At 66.1% G+C, this 16632-nt stretch carries 17 protein-coding genes and 1 tRNA gene; 14 read left to right on the top strand and 4 right to left on the bottom strand.

Going from position 1 to position 16632, the window contains the following annotated elements; all coding sequences use genetic code 11:
* Window positions 1-67 precede the first annotated feature (67 nt).
* From ACFO5X_RS01040 to ACFO5X_RS01010, 7 genes are read left to right on the top strand one after another with little or no spacing between them, the layout of a single operon-like run.
* Window positions 68-640 (top strand): hypothetical protein, encoded by a 573-nt coding sequence (locus ACFO5X_RS01040; protein ID WP_380715057.1) that lies wholly within the window; start codon window positions 68-70, stop codon window positions 638-640.
* 2 nt (window positions 641-642) lie between these two features.
* Window positions 643-2031 carry a phage portal protein gene (locus ACFO5X_RS01035; RefSeq protein WP_380715055.1) on the top strand — a complete coding sequence of 463 codons (1389 nt, stop codon included), beginning with the start codon at window positions 643-645 and terminating at the stop codon, window positions 2029-2031.
* The gene (locus tag ACFO5X_RS01030; protein ID WP_380715053.1) at window positions 2021-3802 is read left to right on the top strand and encodes a prohead protease/major capsid protein fusion protein; all 1782 of its coding nucleotides are present in this window, start codon (window positions 2021-2023) and stop codon (window positions 3800-3802) included. The genes ACFO5X_RS01035 and ACFO5X_RS01030 overlap by 11 nt, the downstream gene beginning before the upstream one ends.
* Window positions 3802-4020 carry a phage head-tail joining protein gene (locus ACFO5X_RS01025; RefSeq protein WP_380715051.1) on the top strand — a complete coding sequence of 73 codons (219 nt, stop codon included), beginning with the start codon at window positions 3802-3804 and terminating at the stop codon, window positions 4018-4020. Before ACFO5X_RS01030 ends, ACFO5X_RS01025 begins: the two co-directional genes overlap by 1 nt.
* Window position 4021: 1 nt before the next feature.
* Window positions 4022-4348, top strand: coding sequence for a DUF2190 family protein (locus tag ACFO5X_RS01020; RefSeq protein ID WP_380715049.1), 327 nt, complete (start codon window positions 4022-4024; stop codon window positions 4346-4348).
* Window positions 4349-4352: 4 nt separating this feature from the next.
* Window positions 4353-4598: a helix-turn-helix transcriptional regulator gene (locus tag ACFO5X_RS01015; protein WP_380715048.1), complete on the top strand. Its 246-nt coding sequence runs from the start codon at window positions 4353-4355 to the stop codon at window positions 4596-4598.
* A gap of 15 nt (window positions 4599-4613) precedes the next feature.
* Window positions 4614-5663, top strand: a complete 1050-nt coding sequence (locus ACFO5X_RS01010; protein WP_380715046.1) for a tyrosine-type recombinase/integrase — start codon at window positions 4614-4616, stop codon at window positions 5661-5663.
* A gap of 90 nt (window positions 5664-5753) precedes the next feature.
* Here ACFO5X_RS01010 and ACFO5X_RS01005 read toward each other — a convergent pair.
* A tRNA-Glu gene (locus ACFO5X_RS01005) sits at window positions 5754-5828 on the bottom strand.
* Window positions 5829-6097: 269 nt separating this feature from the next.
* On the opposite strand from ACFO5X_RS01005, the gene ACFO5X_RS01000 reads away from it, so the two are divergent.
* Genes ACFO5X_RS01000 through ACFO5X_RS00975 form a run of 6 tightly spaced genes read left to right on the top strand, consistent with a single transcriptional unit; the run spans window position 6098 to window position 12745 of the window.
* Window positions 6098-7246: an aromatic ring-hydroxylating oxygenase subunit alpha gene (locus ACFO5X_RS01000; protein WP_380715045.1), complete on the top strand. Its 1149-nt coding sequence runs from the start codon at window positions 6098-6100 to the stop codon at window positions 7244-7246.
* Between the two features lie 10 nt (window positions 7247-7256).
* Window positions 7257-8531: a flavin-containing monooxygenase gene (locus ACFO5X_RS00995; RefSeq protein WP_380715043.1), complete on the top strand. Its 1275-nt coding sequence runs from the start codon at window positions 7257-7259 to the stop codon at window positions 8529-8531.
* 21 nt (window positions 8532-8552) lie between these two features.
* Window positions 8553-8969 (top strand): RidA family protein, encoded by a 417-nt coding sequence (locus tag ACFO5X_RS00990; protein WP_380715042.1) that lies wholly within the window; start codon window positions 8553-8555, stop codon window positions 8967-8969.
* Between the two features lie 4 nt (window positions 8970-8973).
* The gene (locus tag ACFO5X_RS00985) at window positions 8974-9648 is read left to right on the top strand and encodes a DUF1028 domain-containing protein (protein ID WP_380715040.1); all 675 of its coding nucleotides are present in this window, start codon (window positions 8974-8976) and stop codon (window positions 9646-9648) included.
* A 41-nt stretch (window positions 9649-9689) separates the two neighbouring features.
* The gene (locus ACFO5X_RS00980) at window positions 9690-10646 is read left to right on the top strand and encodes a LysR substrate-binding domain-containing protein (protein ID WP_380715038.1); all 957 of its coding nucleotides are present in this window, start codon (window positions 9690-9692) and stop codon (window positions 10644-10646) included.
* Window positions 10647-10678: 32 nt separating this feature from the next.
* Window positions 10679-12745, top strand: coding sequence for an oxidoreductase (locus tag ACFO5X_RS00975; RefSeq protein WP_380715036.1), 2067 nt, complete (start codon window positions 10679-10681; stop codon window positions 12743-12745).
* A 9-nt stretch (window positions 12746-12754) separates the two neighbouring features.
* Here the strand turns inward: ACFO5X_RS00975 and ACFO5X_RS00970 are convergent, their stop codons facing one another.
* Window positions 12755-13399 carry a pyrimidine 5'-nucleotidase gene (locus ACFO5X_RS00970; protein ID WP_380715034.1) on the bottom strand — a complete coding sequence of 215 codons (645 nt, stop codon included), beginning with the start codon at window positions 13397-13399 and terminating at the stop codon, window positions 12755-12757.
* Window positions 13400-13632: 233 nt separating this feature from the next.
* On the opposite strand from ACFO5X_RS00970, the gene ACFO5X_RS00965 reads away from it, so the two are divergent.
* Complete coding sequence (locus tag ACFO5X_RS00965; protein ID WP_380715031.1) at window positions 13633-14286, top strand: GntR family transcriptional regulator; 654 nt, start codon at window positions 13633-13635, stop codon at window positions 14284-14286.
* A gap of 137 nt (window positions 14287-14423) precedes the next feature.
* On the opposite strand, the gene ACFO5X_RS00960 is transcribed toward ACFO5X_RS00965, so the two are convergent.
* Entirely contained in the window at window positions 14424-16094 is a 1671-nt protein-coding gene (locus tag ACFO5X_RS00960; RefSeq protein ID WP_380715029.1) for an ABC transporter permease, read from the bottom strand.
* A gap of 44 nt (window positions 16095-16138) precedes the next feature.
* Window positions 16139-16603 carry a MarR family winged helix-turn-helix transcriptional regulator gene (locus ACFO5X_RS00955; RefSeq protein WP_380715028.1) on the bottom strand — a complete coding sequence of 155 codons (465 nt, stop codon included), beginning with the start codon at window positions 16601-16603 and terminating at the stop codon, window positions 16139-16141.
* Window positions 16604-16632: the final 29 nt, after the last annotated feature.

Below are 16632 nucleotides of genomic sequence, written 5' to 3'. Positions count from 1 at the left end.
CCAGAAAATTCTGGCCACCCTGCGAGAAATGGGTTATTAGGGCATCAACCGATGAGGAGTCCTGACTTTGAAACTCTATACCGCGACCGAAATCACCCACATCTTGTGCGAGGCCGATGGCCTGACCGACCGCGAGGACTGGCGTGTCACCCATGAGCGGGTCCGCCATCTCTCGAAGCGCGGACTGCTGCGCAACGGCGAGCAAATCGACGGGCGGGGCAAGATGGCCTTCCCTGAGATCGAAGTCTTCCACGCGGCTGTTCTCTGCGACCTGCAATCCTTCGACATGAGCGCGCATCTGCTGCGCAAGGTGACGGAAGCCGCCGACGCGCTGCCGATGCTGTGCGAGGGCGAATGGGCACCGTCGCAGATAGGCGGCGGTGTGCGCCGCTCCGATGGCGGACTGAAGGACGCTGTGCGGGGCACGGCAGCCGGGGAACGTTGGGGGCTGACGATCCGGCAGGATCAGCCGGGCCGCGCTGTGCCCGCGCAGGTGACGGCTGTTTTCGGATGGCTCGACAAGCACCCGACTGATGAAGCCGCAATCGCCGCATTGCTGGGCCGCGCGCCGAACCGGCTGCGCCTGCTTCTGGACTTCACCGACCATTTCGCCGCTATCCACGAGTTACTGAAGACCTGAGCATGGCTTTTCCGTTCACCTACCTCCGCCGCCTGCTGACGCGCGACTCCGGTCCCGCGCCGCAGGTCCGGCACGTCGAAGCCGCCTATGGCGGGCGGCGCGGCGCGTCCGGGCCGCGTCACTTCGGCAGCCACGGGCCGGAGACGCTGGCGGCGGGGCCGATGGTGCGCAGTCGCGCGCGCCACAGCTACTCGAACAACGGCTATATCCGCAACGCCGTGGACGCCATTGTCGCCGAGGCTGTGGGGGCTGGCATCGAAGCCAATTCGGCGCATCCGGACAAGGACATTGCTGCGCTGATCGACAAGGCGTTCTCCGCCGCCGAACTTGACGCTGAAGGCCGCACCGACTTCCGGGGCATGACCGCCGCCGCCGTGCGCGCGGAGATCGTGGACGGCGAAGCCTTCTTCGTCGCGGAGCACCGGGAAAGCGGCACCGTCTGGCGGCAATACCCGGCGGAGTTCGTGGACGAGTCCGACACGCGCGAACTGAGCGACGGCTATGTGGTGGGCGGTATTGAGTTCGCCAGCAATGGAATCCGCCGCGCCTATCACTTCCGGCCCCAGCGCCCGACAGACCTCTATCCGGTGACGCAAGATTCCATCCGCGTCCCAGCGGAAGACGTGCTGCACATCTATCGCCAGCTTGGCCCCGGTCAGGTGCGGGGCATCTCCCAGCTTGCGCCGATCTTGCTGACCGTGAACGAACTGGACCAAGCCCTAGACGCCATGCTGGTGGGGCTGAAGACCTCTGCCATGTTCGCGGGCTTCGTCACCGATCAGACGAACATGGGCGGGGTGGCCGATGCTTTCCCGGACGGCATGGACGACATCAGCCTCGAACCGGGCGTGGTTCGGGTTCTGCCGGGCGGCACGGACATCAAGTTCAGCACCCCCGATCAGGCCAAGGAATCCATCGCCTTCGCCAAGCTGACTCTGGGCCAGATTGCCGCCGGGCTGGGCGTCCCTCAGCACCTTGTTGACGGCGACCTGACCCAAGCCAACTACAGTTCGCTCCGGGCCGGTCTGCTGCCCTTTCGGGCCAAGGTGGAGCAATACGTCTACCACACCCTTGTCCCGCAGTTCCTGAACCCGGTCTTCCGCCGCTTCGTCACCGACGAGTATCTGGCGGGCCGTCTCGACGTGCCCGACCTCAGCGCCGCGCTGAAGGCCGAATGGCTACCGCCGCGCCCGATGCAGGTTGACCCGCAGAAGGACATGGCGGCGGCCCGCGAAGCCCTCGCCATGGGCCTCACCAGCCGCCGTCAGGCCGTCGCCGCCTTGGGCTGGAACGTGGCCGAACTGGACCGGGAGATCGCCGCCGACCGCGCCCGCGAAGCCGAGCTGGGCCTTTCGTTCACCGCCGCCGAGGAGTCGCCCGATGCCGCTTGACGATACCTGGACTCGTGCCGCCACGACCCGGCCCAACTCATTCGACCCCCAGACCCGAACCGTCTCCGCCGTGATCGCCACCAGCAATCCGGTGCAGCGCAGCGATGCACGGGGGCCTTTCGCCGAAGTCCTGACCGCCGACACGCTGGACCTGAGCGCATCGCAGGGCGTGGCGGTTCTCGACTCTCACAATACCAGCTCCGTCCGGCATCAGCTTGGACGGGTCCGGTCCATCGGCTTGGAGGGCGGCTCCGTTGTCGCTGTCTTGGAGCTGACCTCTGCCGAAGATGCTGCCCCGGTCTTGCAGCGGATCGCAGACGGGACCGTGAGCGGGGTGTCCATCGGATACCGCGTCACGGGCTGGACCGAGACAAACTCGCCTTCGGGCCGGGTCAAGACCCCGACCGGCTGGCGCATCAGTGAAGTCACTCTGACTTCCAGTCCGGCGGACCCGTCCGCCCGTCTCAGGCATCAAGAGGAGTCTGTCATGCCCGAAACTCTCGAAACCCAAACGCCCGAGGCGCTGGAAACCCAGCGCCGGGCCGACATTCGCGGGCTGGTCCGGGCCGCCGGGCTGGCCCCGGATGTGGCGGACCAGCTCATTGACCAGCGGGCCGACATGACCGCCGCCAAGGCTACCGTCTTCGACGCACTCGAAGATCGCCGCCGCTCCGCTCCGGTCATCCGCACCCATGCGCCGCAGAACGATGACCCGAGCGTTATCCGCCAGCGCCGCGAAGAGGCGTTGCACATCCGCATGGCGGGTGGCGAGCCGAAGCCCGAGGTGCGGCAGTTCATGGGCGAGTCCTTCCTCGACATGGCCCGCGACAGCCTGACCCGTTCGGGCGTCTCGACGCGGGGCCTGACCCCGGACGAAGTGTTCACCCGCGCGGCGGAGCACACCACCAGCGACTTCCCCACGCTGGTCAGCAACGCCATGAACAAGACGGCGCTGGCCAGCTATCTGGCCGCTGCATCGCCGCTGAAGCGGCTGGGCCGCCAGCGCAGCCTGAGCAACTTCAAGTCCGCCACCAGCATCCGTTTGGGCGAGATGGGACGGCTCGAAGAACTGACCGAGTCCGGTGAGATCACGGCAACATCGCGCGCCGAGAACGGCGAGACGATGAACCTCAAGACCTACGCCCGGAGCCTCAACGTCAGCCGCACCTTGCTCATCAACGATGACCTGAACTTGTTGGGCGACATGACCGCCGCCTTCGGCGAAGCCGCCGCGCAAACCGAAGCCGACATCATGGTGGACCTCATCACCAGCAACCCGGACCTGAGCGACGGGACCCCGGTCTTCGACGCAAGCCGGGGCAACCTCGCTGGCACGGGCGTGGCTCTGGGCGATGCCGGGGTTCAGGACGCGCTGGACGCGGCCCGCAAGTCCATGCGCACGGTCAAGGGGCTGGATGGTCAGACGATCATCAACGTGTCGCCGAAACTTCTGCTGGTCGGGCCGGACAGCGAGTCCGATGCCGAACGGCTGCTGGCGTCCATCTATCCGGCGACGACCGACGATGTGAACGTCTATGCGACGAAGCTCAGCCTCTTGGTTGAGCCGCGTCTTGAAGGCCCGAGCTGGTATATCTTCAGCGATCCTAACCGTCTGGCGGCGCTGCAATACGGCTATCTCAGCTCCGCTCAGGGCGTCCAGATTCAGCGCAGCGAGGCGTGGAACACCCTCGGGATGCGCTTCCGGGCGTGGCTCGACTTCGGCGCGGGCTGGCTCGACTGGCGCGCGGCCTATCTGAACGAGGGCGCGTGATGGCCACGCTCGCCGAGCTGACCAAGATGCGGGCGGGCCTCTTCGCCGCCCGCATGAACGGCGCGCGGGCCTTCCACGACGCCAACGGCGAGCGCGTGGAGTTCAAGTCCGACAACGAGATGGCCAAGGCACTCGCCGCGCTGGACGCCGAGATCGCCGCCGCCAGCGGGGCCGCCAAGCCCCGCGTCCTCACCTTCACCACCTCGAAAGGAACATGACATGCGCAACTATGTGCAACCCGGTGACTCCATCACCTTCACCGCGACTGCCGCCGCCAGCTCCGGAGATGGCGTCCTTGTGGGCAGCCTCTTCGGCATCGCCAGCGGAGACGCTGGCATCGGCGACAAGCTGGTCATCACGACCAAGGGCGTCTTCACCATGCCCAAGGTCAGCACCGATGTGATGACCCTTGGCGCTGTCGTCTATTGGGACGACTCCGCCGGGCTGGTCACGACCGACGACGACACCGGCAGCAATCCCCGGATCGGGCTGGCCGTCACCGCCGCAGGCAACCCCAGCGGCACCGTGAACGTCCGGCTGGACTGACCCGATGACCTCCGCTGCCCTTCAGAACGCACCGCTCCCGCCGCCGACGCGGCGGGGGCTGTCGCGCGTGGAAGCGGCGGAATACATCGGCATCGGTCCGTCCAAATTCGACTGTATGGTTTCCGATGGGCGGATGCCCAAGCCCAAGAAAATCGACGGGCGGCGCGTCTGGGACGTGCGCGCTCTGGACCGATTCTTTGACCTCTTGCCCGGTGGCGACGAGTCGGACCACAATCCTTGGGACGAATAGATGCCCGAGGATTCCATGAAAATGCGATTGAAGTATGTGGTGGAGGACACCGACCGGCACGGCAACGTCCGGCTCTACTACCGCCGCGAAGGGCGGAAGGTGCGCCTGCGCGGCCCCGCCGGATCACCCGAGTTTCTGGCCGACTACAAGGCTGCTGCGAACCCCAAGACGCCCCGTGCGCCGCGCGCTGCCAGTCCGGGCAGCACCAAGGCAGGATCGTTCAAGTGGCTCTGCGCCCAATACTACAAATCGTCCATGTGGGCAGAGCTGGACCCCAAGACACAGAAGACCCGACGCAGCGTCCTCGAACGATTTGCCACCCACAAGGGCAACGGCGACAAGCCCTATGCGCTCATGCTGCCCAAGCACATCCGCAAACGGCGCGATGAGATGATGGCTACTCCTGAGGCTGCCAACAGCATGGTAAAGGCGCTGCGCCAGCTCTTTCGGTTCGGCATCCGTTATGACCATCATGACGCGAACCCGGCCACGACTGTGGAGCTGCTGAAGTCCAAGTCTTCGGGCTACCATTCGTGGACCTTGGCAGAGATCGAAAAATACGAAGAGACGCACCCGATTGGCACGACGCCGCGCCTCGCCCTCGCGCTAGCCCTCTACACCGGCCAGCGCCGCTCTGACGTGATTCAGTTCGGGCGACAGCACCTGCGCGACGGGTGGCTGACCTTCACCCAATACAAGGGGCGCAACCGGAACCCTGTGCGACTCGAAATCCCGGTTGTCGCTGAACTGCAATCCATTCTGGACGCCAGTAAGACCGGCGACTTGACCTTCCTTGTGTCGGAGCAGGGGAGAGCCTTCACCAACAACGGCTTTGGCAACCGATTCCGCGAGTGGTGCGACAAGGCCGGACTGCCCCATTGCTCCGTCCATGGGCTGCGCAAGGCGGCTGCGGCACGGCTGGCGGAGCGAGGGTGCAGCGAGTTCGAGATCATGGCCATCACCGGCCACCAGACCTCCAAAGAGGTGACGCGCTACACCAAAGCCGCCAGTCAGCGGGTCCGTGCTGAAGCGGCACTGAAGAAGATGACGGACGGACAGACGTAGAACAAAAGTGTCCCACTTTTGGCCCCTGTGTTCGACGGTGGGACAATTTCGGGACTTAAGGGACTGATAACGCTATGGAAAATTTTGTAGTGGCAGCCCGTAGGGGAGTCGAACCCCTCTTTTCAGGTTGAAAACCTGACGTCCTAACCGATAGACGAACGGGCCACGCGTGGTGTCGGGTGTTTAATAAGACGGCGCGGGCTGCGCAAGAGGAAAACTGCGCTATTTTCGAGGTTCTCTTGCGGAACTTTGCGGAAAGAAAACCGGGGCGCAGGTGGAGACCGTTGATTAGATTTTTTCTAATCAAAGGTAACGGAAAGGATTCTTGTTCCTAAGCTCGGGATGACGGATTGTCAGGCGGCAGGCCGGGCGGGATCCGAACCTATCCGCGGCAGGCTGTGCACGCAACGGGAAGAACGATAGAGGAGCACCTGATGGCGCGGGACCTTACCGAGACCGATCCGATTGCCGCGCTGGCGGCCAATGCGGCGCTGCCCTTTGTGCAGGCGCGAGCGATGCCGCCCTCGGTCTATACCTCGCAGGCCTTCCTGGACGCGGAACTGTCAGAGATCTTCCGCAAGGAATGGTATTGCATTGGCCGTGCTGGCGCGCTGGCGCAGCCGGGCGACTATGTGACCGCCGAGCTTGCAGGGCAGCCGCTGGTCGTGGTGCGCGGGCAGGACGGTGCGCTGCGCGCCATGTCCAACGTCTGCCTGCACCGGATGTCGACCCTGCTCGAGGGGCGCGGCAGCGCAAGGGCGATCGTCTGCCCCTATCACGCCTGGACCTACAATCTGGACGGGACCCTGCGCGGTGCGCCGGCCATGACGCTGAACGAGGGATTTCAGCGGGGCGAGTACTGCCTTCCGCAGATTCGCTGCGAGGAATGGCTGGGCTGGGTCTTCGTCACGCTCGACCCCGAGGCCGCGCCGGTCGCCGACCGTCTGAAGGACGTGGAGGCAATGGTCGCGGGCTATGACATGCTGAACTATACCGAGACCTTCTTCGAAGAGCATGTCTGGGACACAAACTGGAAGGTGCTGGCCGAGAATTTCATGGAGAGCTACCACCTGCCGGTCTGTCATGCGGGCACCATCGGCGGACTGTCCAAGCTGGAGGAGATGGTCTGCCCGCCCGGGCGCGAGGCGTTCAACTGGCACACCATCCTGAAGGACGATTCGCTGCGCATCGCGATGGCGCATCCGAAGAACACGCGGCTGGAGGGCGACGAACGGCGCACGACGTTTCTCTTGGCGCTTTACCCGAGCCTGCTGATTACCCTGACCCCGGGATACTTCTGGTATCTCTCGCTGCACCCCAAGGGTCCGGGGCAGGTACATATCCGTTTCGGCGGCGGCATGTCGGACGACTACAAGGACGATCCTGACGCGCAGGCCAATTTCGCTGCGCTCAAAACCCTGCTCGACGCGGTGAATGTCGAGGATCGGGGCTGTACCGAGAAGGTCTATCGAGGCCTCTGCGCGCAGCTCAGCGCGCCGGGGCATCTGAGCCATCTGGAGCGGCCGAACTACGATTTCGCCCAGTATCTGAACGCGCGTGTCTCGCAGGCGCGCGCCAAGTGAGGACCTGAAATTGACGACCGAGAAGATAGACACCCTCGTCGTGGGGGCCGGGCAGGCCGGCGTCGCGATGAGCGAACACCTGAGCCGCAACGGCATCGCGCATCTGGTTCTGGAGAAGGATCGGATCGCAGAGCGATGGCGCACCGGGCGCTGGGATTCGCTGGTGGTGAACGGGCCCGCCTGGCATGACCGGTTTCCAGGTCTGGGGTTCGATGATGCCGACCCGGAATCCTTCCCTGCGAAGGATCGGGTGGCGCGTTATTTCGAACAATATGCCGAGAAGTTCGAGGCGCCGATCCGCTGTGGCGTCGAGGTTCTGAAGGCCGAGCGTAACCGCGACACACCCGGCTTTATTGTCGAGACCTCGCAGGGCGTGATCGAATGCGACAACATCGTTGCCGCTACTGGCGCTTTCCAGATTCCGGTGATGCCGGACCTCGTGCCGGAACGGCCCGGACTGACCCAGATGCACTCGATCGACTACCGCAATCCCGGCCAGCTGGCGGATGGCGCGGTGCTGGTGGTGGGAGCGGGCTCCTCGGGCGTGCAGATTGCCGAGGAACTGGTGCGCGCCGGGCGTCGGGTCTATCTGTCGGTCGGTCCGCATGACCGGCCGCCGCGGGTCTATCGCGGGCGCGACTATTGCTGGTGGCTGGGCGTGCTTGGCCTGTGGGATATCCCGGCGCCGCGGCCCGGCACGGAACATGTCACCATCGCGGTGAGCGGCGCCGACGGCGGGCATACGGTCGATTTCCGCGACCTCGCGCGGCAGGGGATTACTCTGGTCGGCCGCACCACCGCCTGCGAGGACGGTGTGCTGACCTTCTCGGATGACCTTGCGCGGAACATCGCGCAGGGGGACGCGAATTATCTCTCGGTACTCGATGCCGCCGACGCCTGGGTCGCGCGCAACGGTGCCGATCTGCCGGAAGAGCCCGAGGCCCGCATCTTTGCCGCCGATCCCGAGTGCGTGACGAACCCTCTGGCGTTTCTGGACTTGGCCGAGGCGGGGATCACCACCATCATCTGGGCCACCGGATACCGCCGTGATTACAGCTGGATGAAGGTCGATGCCTTTGACGAGAAGGGCGAACCCCGCCATCAGCGCGGGGTGTCGACCGAGCCGGGCGTCTACTTCCTCGGGCTGCCCTGGCAATCGCGCCGGGGGTCGACCTTCATCTGGGGCGTCTGGCATGATGCGCGTCATGTGGCCGACCAGATCGCCATCCAGCGCAGCTATCGCGACTATGTCGGCCCGGCCCGTTCGAGCCGGCAGACCGCCTGACCCTTCAACACGGAGACCGAATTGGCCCATTATCGCCATCGCAAGTTCAACACCAAGGACACCTACCCCGAGCAGAAGCTCGACAACGATCTGGCGCAGGCGGTGGTCACGCAGGGCGGGCGCACCATCTGGCTGCGCGGCCAGTGCCCGCAGGATCTTGACACGGCCAAGAACATCGAGAGCCACGATCCGGTCGAGCAGACCCACAAGGTGATGCAGAACATCCAGCAGCTGATCGAGGAATGCGGCGGCAAGATGGAGCATCTGGTGAAGGTGGTCGTCTATATCACCGATGTGCGCCACCGCGAGGCGGTCTACCGGACGATGGGCGAGTATCTGAAGGGTGTGCATCCGGTGTCCACCGGGCTTGTGGTGAGCGCGCTGGCGCGCCCCGACTGGCTTGTCGAAATCGACGGCACCGCCGTCATTCCGGACTGAGGCGATGACCTTCTCGCTTGTCGCCCGCTGCGCCAGGACCGGGATGTTCGGGGTGGCGATCTCGTCGTCCTCCCCGGCCGTTGCGGCGCGCTGTTCCTATGCGCGCGCCGGCGTCGGGGCGGTGGCCTCGCAGAACGTGACCGATCCGACGCTGGGCCCGCTGGCACTCGACCTGATGGAAGCCGGGATGAGCGCGCCCGAAGCCATCGCCGAGGTGCAGAAGCGCGGCAGGTTCATCGAATACCGTCAGGTTCTGGCGGTGGACGGGGCCGGGCGCACGGCGATCCATTCTGGGCCCAACAGTCTGGGCATCTGGACACAGGCGCAGGCGGAAAACGTCGCGTCTGGCGGGAACTTGCTGGCCAATGATGGCGTGCCGCAGGCCATAGTCGATGCCTACCTTGGCGCGGAGGGGCATCTGGGCGACCGTCTGATCGCCGCAATGCGGGCGGGGCTGGCTGCCGGCGGCGAGGCCGGGCCAGTGCATTCGGCGGGCATGAAGCTCGTCGACAAGGTCGCCTGGCCGGTCGCCGACCTCCGCTGCGACTGGACCGAGGACTGTCCCATCGAGGCCGTCGCCACCGCCTGGGAGATCTACAAGCCGCAGCTCGAGGCCTATGTGCAACGCGCGCTCGATCCGCGCGCGGCCCCGTCCTACGGCGTGCCGGGGGACGAATGAGCCGGGTTGCCACGGCCCGGCCGCGGCGCGAATACTCTTCCATGCCCCTGCGTTTCACCCTGCGCCAGCTTGAATATTTCGTCGCCGTGGGCGAGGCGGGGTCGATTGCCCTTGCCGCCGAAAAGATCCGCGTCTCGTCGCCGTCGATCTCGGCCGCCATCGGCCAGCTGGAGGATGAATTCGGTCTGCAGCTGTTTGTGCGCAAACATGCGCAGGGCCTGTCGCTGACGCAGGCCGGCCGGCAGTTCCTGGACCATGCGCGGCATGTGCTGACCGAGGCCGACCGTCTGAACCGTCTGGCCGGCGCGCTTTCGGGCGAGGTGCAAGGACCGCTACGGCTTGGCTGCCTGTTGACCTTCGCCCAGTTGATCGTGCCCCACCTGCGCCGCCAGTTCGAAACGCGCTATCCGGAGGTGCGCGTCAGCCAGAGCGAACGAGACCAGCAGCAGATCTTCGAAGGGCTGCGCCGGGGCGAGTTGGACATCGCTCTGACCTACGATCTGGAAATTCCTGCCGATCTGCGATTTGTGCCGCTGGTGGAACTTGCGCCCTATGCCATGCTGGCCGAGGGACATCCGCTGGCGCGGCAGTCGGAGGTTTCGGTCGAGGACCTGCAGGACGAGCCGATGGTCCTGCTCGACCTGCCGATGAGCGCTGACTACTTCCTGTCGTTCTTCAAGGCAGCCGGCCTGCGGCCAAATATCGCCGAACGAACGCGGGACATGGCGGTGATGCGCAGCCTGGTCGGCAACGGCTTTGGCTATGCCATTGCCAATGTGCGTCTGCTGAACGATCTGGCGCCCGATGGCCGCCGCCTGCGCTTCGTGCCGCTGAAAGGCCCGGTGCGGCCGATGGTGCTGGGCCTGCTGATGACGGAAGGCGCAGAGAACGTGCTGACCCTGCGGGCCTTCATAGACCATTGCCGCGAACAGATCACCACCGACGGGGCGCCTGGCATGAAGATGCAGGCCGGCGCGTCCACCACCTTCTCCCATTGATCCGACAGCCCCTGCCAGAACGGAGCCGAGCCTTGCGCGATCCTCGATACGATATCCTGTTCGAACCGATGAAGATCGGCCCGCTGACCGCGAAGAACCGTTTCTACCAGGTGCCCCACTGCAACGGCGGCGGCTATCGCGATCCCTCTGCTGTGGCCGAGATGCGCGCGGCCAAGGCCGAAGGCGGCTGGGGCGTGATCTTCACCGAGCAGACCGAGATGCACCATTCCTCGGAAATCACGCCCTTCATCGAGCTGCGGCTGTGGGAGGACCAGGACATTCCGGCACTGGCCCGCATGGCAGACCGGATGAAAAGCCACGGCGCCCTGGCAGGCATCCAGCTGGCCTATTCCGGGATCAACGGGCCGAACCTCTATACCAAGGAGGTGCCGCTGGCACCCTCTGCGCTGCCGATCCGGACCTTTACCAACGATCCGGTGACGGCACGGGCGATGGACAAGGAGGACATCCGCAACCTGCGGCGCTGGTTCATCAACGCCGCGAAACGGTCGCGCACCGCGGGGTTCGACCTGATCTGTCTCTACGGCGCGCATGGCTTTGGCATCTTCCAGCACTTCCTGAGCCGCGCCACCAATCAGCGCAGCGACGAATACGGCGGAAGCCTGGAGAACCGCGCGCGTTTCGTGCGCGAGGTGATTTCCGACATGCGCGATGCGGTGGGCGAGACCATGGCGCTGACCCTGCGCCTGTCGCTGGACGAAACCATCGGTGAGCTTGGTTTTTCCAATGCCGAGGTGCGGGATTTCATCGAGATGCATGGCGATCTGCCCGATCTCTGGGATCTGGCACAGGGAACCTGGGAGGATTGCTCGGGCCCCTCGCGTTTCAAGGAGGAGGCCGCGCAGGAACCGCTGGTGCAGGGCATACGCGACCTGACGTCGAAACCGGTCGTCGGTGTCGGCCGCTTCACCAGCCCCGATGTGATGGTGCGCATGATCCGGCAGGGGCGGCTTGATTTCATCGGCTGCGCGCGGCCTTCCATCGCCGACCCCTTCCTTCCGAAGAAGATCGAGGAGGGGCGGATCGAGGACATTCGCGAATGCATCGGCTGCAACGTCTGTATCACCGGCGACATGACGCAAGGCATGGGCCGCTGCACCCAGAACCCGACCTGGATGGAAGAATGGCGGCGCGGCTGGCACCCGGAACGGATGAACGCCAAGGGGCCGAGTTCCAGCGTGCTGATCGTCGGCTCGGGCCCGGCGGGACTCGAGGCAGCGCGGGGGCTCTCGCTGCGCGGATACGATGTCGCCATCGCCGAGGCACGCGAGCAGATCGGCGGCCGCGTGACTCGGGAGCGCTGGTTGCCGGGGCTGTCCGCCTGGGGCCGGGTCGTCGACTATCGTCAGTATCAGCTGTCGCAGCGGCCGAATGTCGAAACCTACCTGGTGTCGGAGCTCGATGCCGGCGAGATCCTGGAGTTCGGGTTCGAGCATGTCTGCATCGCCACCGGGGCCAGCTGGCGCGCCGACGGCGTCGCGCGGCAGCACGTCGTGCCGATGCGGATGGACCCCGCGATGCCGGTCTTTACCCCCGATGACATCATGGAGCGCCGGCATCCCTCGGGTCGGGTGGTCGTCTATGACGACGACCACTATTACATGGGTGGCGTCCTGGCGGAACTGCTGGCGCGCGAGAGCTGCGACGTCACTCTGGTGACGCCGGCGCCCTATGTCTCGGATTGGTCGCGCAATACGCTGGAGCAGGCAGCGGTGCATGTGCGGCTGGCGCAGGCCGGGGTGAAGATCGTGCTGAACCGGGGAGTCACGAGGCTGCGCGCAGATGGGGTGGAAACGAACTGTACCTATACCGACGCGCGCGAGGTGCTGCCCTGCGATGCGGTGCTGCTGGTCACCTCGCAACAGGCGAATGGCGCATTGCACCGCGATCTGCTCGCCCGGAAGGCGGATTGGGCGGATGCCGGGATACGTTCGGTGAAGGTGATCGGGGATGCCAATGCGCCAGGACCCATCGCGTGGGCAACCTTCGCCGGTCACCGCTATGCGCGCGAGCTGGATGAGCCGGAGATCGGCGATGCGCTGCCGTTCCGGCGGGAGGTGACGGCGCTGGCTCGCTAAACCGTCGCGTCAGATCACGGTTGCGAGGAAGCCGGTCAGGTCGTCGGTGTGGTGGTGCACATGCGGGGCCGGATTGGGCTCGGGCGTGACCAGAACCGTGCGCATTCCCATGGCATGCGGAGCTGCGAGGTTGCGCACGTCGTCCTCGAACATCGCGGCGAGGGCGGTGTCGGTGCCGTCGGCTGCGAAGACCGCCTCGAAGGCGGCGCGTTCTGGTTTTGGCAGGAACCCCGCGTGTTCGACGCCGTAGACCGCGTCGAACAGACCGCTCAGGCCGCGATGGGCCAGCACCTGCTCGGCATAGGGTGCGGTGCCGTTGGTATAGACGATCCGCCGCCCCGGCAGGGCGCGGATCCGATCGGCGAGCACGGGGTCGGGGTCAAGCCCGCCGAAGTCGATGTCATGCACGCTGGTCAGGTAGGGGCCGGGATCGACGTCATGTTCGCGCATCAGTCCGGCGAGCGTGGTGCCGTAGGTTGCCCAGTAGTGCTTGCGCAGGCTGTCGGCCTCGGCGCGCTCCACCCCGAGGGCCTCCATCACGAAACGGGTCATGCGCACCTCGATCTGGTCGAACAGGCGCATCCGGGGTGGGTAGAGGGTGTTGTCGAGATCGAAGACCCAGGTCCGCACGTGGCTGAAGACATCCTTGACCATTGCATTCTCCTGTCGCGCGGCCGCGGCCGTCTTGTCACCCGGAGCAGGCCGGGGCTGCAATCCCCTATTGCTACAGCGCCCTTCGGGCGCGAAGCCGCCTGGCGGCGGCTGCCTCCGGCGGAGGTATTTGGGGAACCAGAGAAGCCAGGAGGTGGTGCTGCTCTGGCAATCGCGGGGTTGATTGGCGGGCACGGCGCTGTAGACAGGTCGGCAGAGACCAACACGAGGCCGGCATGACCCAGACGAAACCTTCGCCGACCGATGCCTACAGTCTGATCCTGGAGGCCATCGATTCCGGCACCTACCGGCCTGGCGACCGGCTGGTGGAGAGCGAGCTGGCCGACCGCTTCGGCATGTCGCGCACCCCGGTGCGGGAGGCCCTGCAACGGCTCGAGACGCAGTCGCTGCTGGCGCGGGACGGGCGGTCGCTGATCGTGGCTTCGCTCGACCACAACCAGATGGGCGAGCTTTATGTGGTGCGGCGCGAGCTGGAGGGGCTGGCGGCGCGGCTGGCGGCGCAGCATGCCAATGCCGAGGAGATCGAGGTGCTGCGCGGGATGGTGCAGGCGGATGACGCTCTGATCGACGACCCGCGGGCGCTGGCGCGGGCGAACCGGCGGTTTCACAAGCAGATCCACCTTGCCTCGCACAACCGGTATCTGGTGCAGCAACTGGACCTGGTGCACCGGTCGATGGCGCTGATGGCGACGACCTCGCTGGCGGCCGAGGGGCGGGGTGCGCGGGCGCAGGCGGAGCACAAGGCGATTGTCGAGGCGATTGCGGCGCGGGATGCGGGGGCGGCGGAAAAGGCGCTGCAGGATCACATCTCGGTGGCCTTCACCACCCGGCTGAAGCTCGATGCGGACAAGCGGGAAAGGCGGGGCTGAAGGGTCGCGGCAAGGCGTCCCAGCTGGGACGGGGGGTCAACTCTCTGTTTTTGATCGTTTTTTGGCGAGTGACGTTTTGGGGCGCGTTCGCCAGACAGGAGTCCGGGTGAGCTATGAGCCTCGGACCGGAGGCATGCCTAGCGGTTGCGTCCGACCTGACGGCAGATCAGGATCACCGGCAGCAGGCCGACGGCGACGATCACCAGCGAGGGTACCGCTGCGCCGTCGAGCCGTTCGTCGGCGGCGAGGCGATGGGCCTGCACCGCCAGCGTGTCGAAGTTGAACGGCCGCATGATCAGGGTGGCCGGCAGTTCCTTCATCACGTCGACGAAGACGATCAGAAGGGCGGTCAGCAGGCTGGGCGTCAGGATCGGAAGGTGGACGCGGGCCAGAGTGCCGAGGGGCCCCTTGCCGAGGGATCGCGCCGCCGCGTCCATGTTGGCGTGCACCGTCGCCTGCCCGCCCTCATAGGCGCCGAGCGCCGCAGCGAGGAAGCGCACCATATAGGCTGCGACCAGCAGCCAGATCGACCCGGTGACCAGCAGGCCGGTCGAGACGTCGAAGGTCGACCGCATCCAGGCGTCGAGGCGGTTGTCGAAGGCGGCGAAGGGCACCAGCAGGCCAACGGCGATCACCCCGCCCGGAACCGCATAGCCCAGGCGCGCGACATGGCCGGCGAAGGCAGCGCCGCGGCCCGGCCGGCTGCGCTGAAAGAACCCGACCGCGATGGCGGCGGCAAGCGTAACCAGCGCGGCTATTCCGGCGAGCGTCAGGGAATTGCTCGTGAAAGCGATATAGCGGCGGCTGAACAGATCCTGTTCCGAGCCGATCCCCATTGCAAAGAGAACGATGACGGGCAGGACGAAGCCTAGCGTGACTGGCACGACGCAAAGAGTCACGGCCAGTCCGGCGCGCCAGCCCGAGAGCGGTTCGGGGGGCATGCGGACATGGGCCTTGCCGGTGTGGTGATACTGCGCGCGGCCCCGCTGCATCCGTTCGGCGACCGCCAGCATCAGCGCGAAGACCAGCAGGCAGAGTGCCAGCTGTGCCGCCGCCGAGCGGTCGGCGAGGGTGAACCAGCTGGTGTAGATGCCCGTGGCGAAGGTCTGCACGCTGAAATGCGCCACGGTGCCGTAGTCGGCGATGGTCTCCATCACCGTCAGCAGCACCCCGCCGGCGATGGCGGGCCGCGCCATCGGCAGGCTGACCCGCCAGAAGGCGCTCCAGGTCGAATGGCCCAGCGTGCGGGCCGCGAGGAAGGCGGCCGAGCTTTGCTGCAGGAAGGCCGCGCGGGCCAGCAGGTAGACATAGGGATAGAGCACCAGGACCAGCATCAGCGCGGCCCCGGGCAGCGAGCGAACCTCGGGGAACCAGTAATCGCGCGCGCCCCAGCCGGTGATCTGCCGCAGCGTCGATTGCACGATGCCGGGATGGTCGAGGATATAGGTATAGGCATAGGCCAGCACATAGGCCGGGAAGGCGAGGGGAAGGACGAGCGCGATCTCGAACAGGCGGACGCCGGGGAAGCGGGTCATCGTGACCAGCCAGGCGGCGCCGACCCCCAGCGTGAAGGTGCCGCAGGCCACCATCACGGCCAGCGCGAGCGTCGTGGCGGCATAACGGGGCAGCACCGTATCGATCAACTGAGACACCGTCCCGGTGCCGCCGGTGAGCGCGGCCAGCGTCACCGCCAACATCGGCAGCAGGCACGCGGCGGCGACCGTCCAGGCCAGCACGGCCAGAAGCCGCCCGCCGCCTTTGGCGGGGCGGCCGGATCGGGGGGCGGCAGCTGCGACGCTCTGGCTCACGCGGTCGGTCTCCGTGAACGGCACCCAGGGGTGCAGGCAGGGTCTTATCCCGCCTCGGGGGCCGGAGTTCCAGCGGTTTCTGCCGTGAGGCCGGCCAGCCGCGCAAGGTCGCCGAACTGCGCGAGCGGCGGCAGCTGTGCGAGGGTCTTGCGCCAGATCGGCAGCGCCTGCACCAGAAGCTCTTCGGCCGCGGGTGTCAGCGCGAGCCGGCGGCTGCGCCGGTCCGCGGAGTCGGGGTTGACGGTGAGCAGGCCGCGCCGTTCCAGCGGCTTGAGGTTGGCGGTCAGCGTCGTGCGGTCCATGCCGAGCAGGCTGGCGACATCGCCGATCCGCGGCGGCTCGGGCCGGTTGAGAGAGATCAGCAGGGAGAACTGTCCGTGGGTCAGCCCAAGCGGGCGCAGCGCATCGTCAAAACAGCGGCCGACGACGCGGGCCGCGCGTTGCAGATGCAGACAAAGGCAGCTGTCGCGAACTTCGTGGGTGACGTCGATCGGCAGGTCTTTTCTCATGGGGTCAATTTAAGTTGACTTCAACGTAT

Source organism: Seohaeicola nanhaiensis (assembly GCF_042654245.1).
Taxonomy (GTDB): Bacteria; Pseudomonadota; Alphaproteobacteria; order Rhodobacterales; family Rhodobacteraceae; genus Seohaeicola_A; species Seohaeicola_A nanhaiensis.
This window is presented reverse-complemented; position numbering and strand designations above follow the sequence as displayed.

Excerpts from the sequence above, each read along its gene's own strand:
- ACFO5X_RS00965 (WP_380715031.1), top strand. The coding sequence starts at position 13,633 with ATGACCCAGACGAAACCTTCGCCGACCGATGCCTACAGTCTGATCCTG.
- ACFO5X_RS01000 (WP_380715045.1), top strand. The coding sequence starts at position 6,098 with ATGGCGCGGGACCTTACCGAGACCGATCCGATTGCCGCGCTGGCGGCC.
- ACFO5X_RS00970 (WP_380715034.1), bottom strand. The coding sequence starts at position 13,399 with ATGGTCAAGGATGTCTTCAGCCACGTGCGGACCTGGGTCTTCGATCTC.
- ACFO5X_RS01015 (WP_380715048.1), top strand. The coding sequence starts at position 4,353 with ATGACCTCCGCTGCCCTTCAGAACGCACCGCTCCCGCCGCCGACGCGG.
- ACFO5X_RS00985 (WP_380715040.1), top strand. The coding sequence starts at position 8,974 with ATGACCTTCTCGCTTGTCGCCCGCTGCGCCAGGACCGGGATGTTCGGG.
- ACFO5X_RS01035 (WP_380715055.1), top strand. The coding sequence starts at position 643 with ATGGCTTTTCCGTTCACCTACCTCCGCCGCCTGCTGACGCGCGACTCC.
- ACFO5X_RS01030 (WP_380715053.1), top strand. The coding sequence starts at position 2,021 with ATGCCGCTTGACGATACCTGGACTCGTGCCGCCACGACCCGGCCCAAC.
- ACFO5X_RS01010 (WP_380715046.1), top strand. The coding sequence starts at position 4,614 with ATGAAAATGCGATTGAAGTATGTGGTGGAGGACACCGACCGGCACGGC.
- ACFO5X_RS01025 (WP_380715051.1), top strand. The coding sequence starts at position 3,802 with ATGGCCACGCTCGCCGAGCTGACCAAGATGCGGGCGGGCCTCTTCGCC.
- ACFO5X_RS00980 (WP_380715038.1), top strand. The coding sequence starts at position 9,690 with ATGCCCCTGCGTTTCACCCTGCGCCAGCTTGAATATTTCGTCGCCGTG.
- ACFO5X_RS01020 (WP_380715049.1), top strand. The coding sequence starts at position 4,022 with ATGCGCAACTATGTGCAACCCGGTGACTCCATCACCTTCACCGCGACT.
- ACFO5X_RS00955 (WP_380715028.1), bottom strand. The coding sequence starts at position 16,603 with ATGAGAAAAGACCTGCCGATCGACGTCACCCACGAAGTTCGCGACAGC.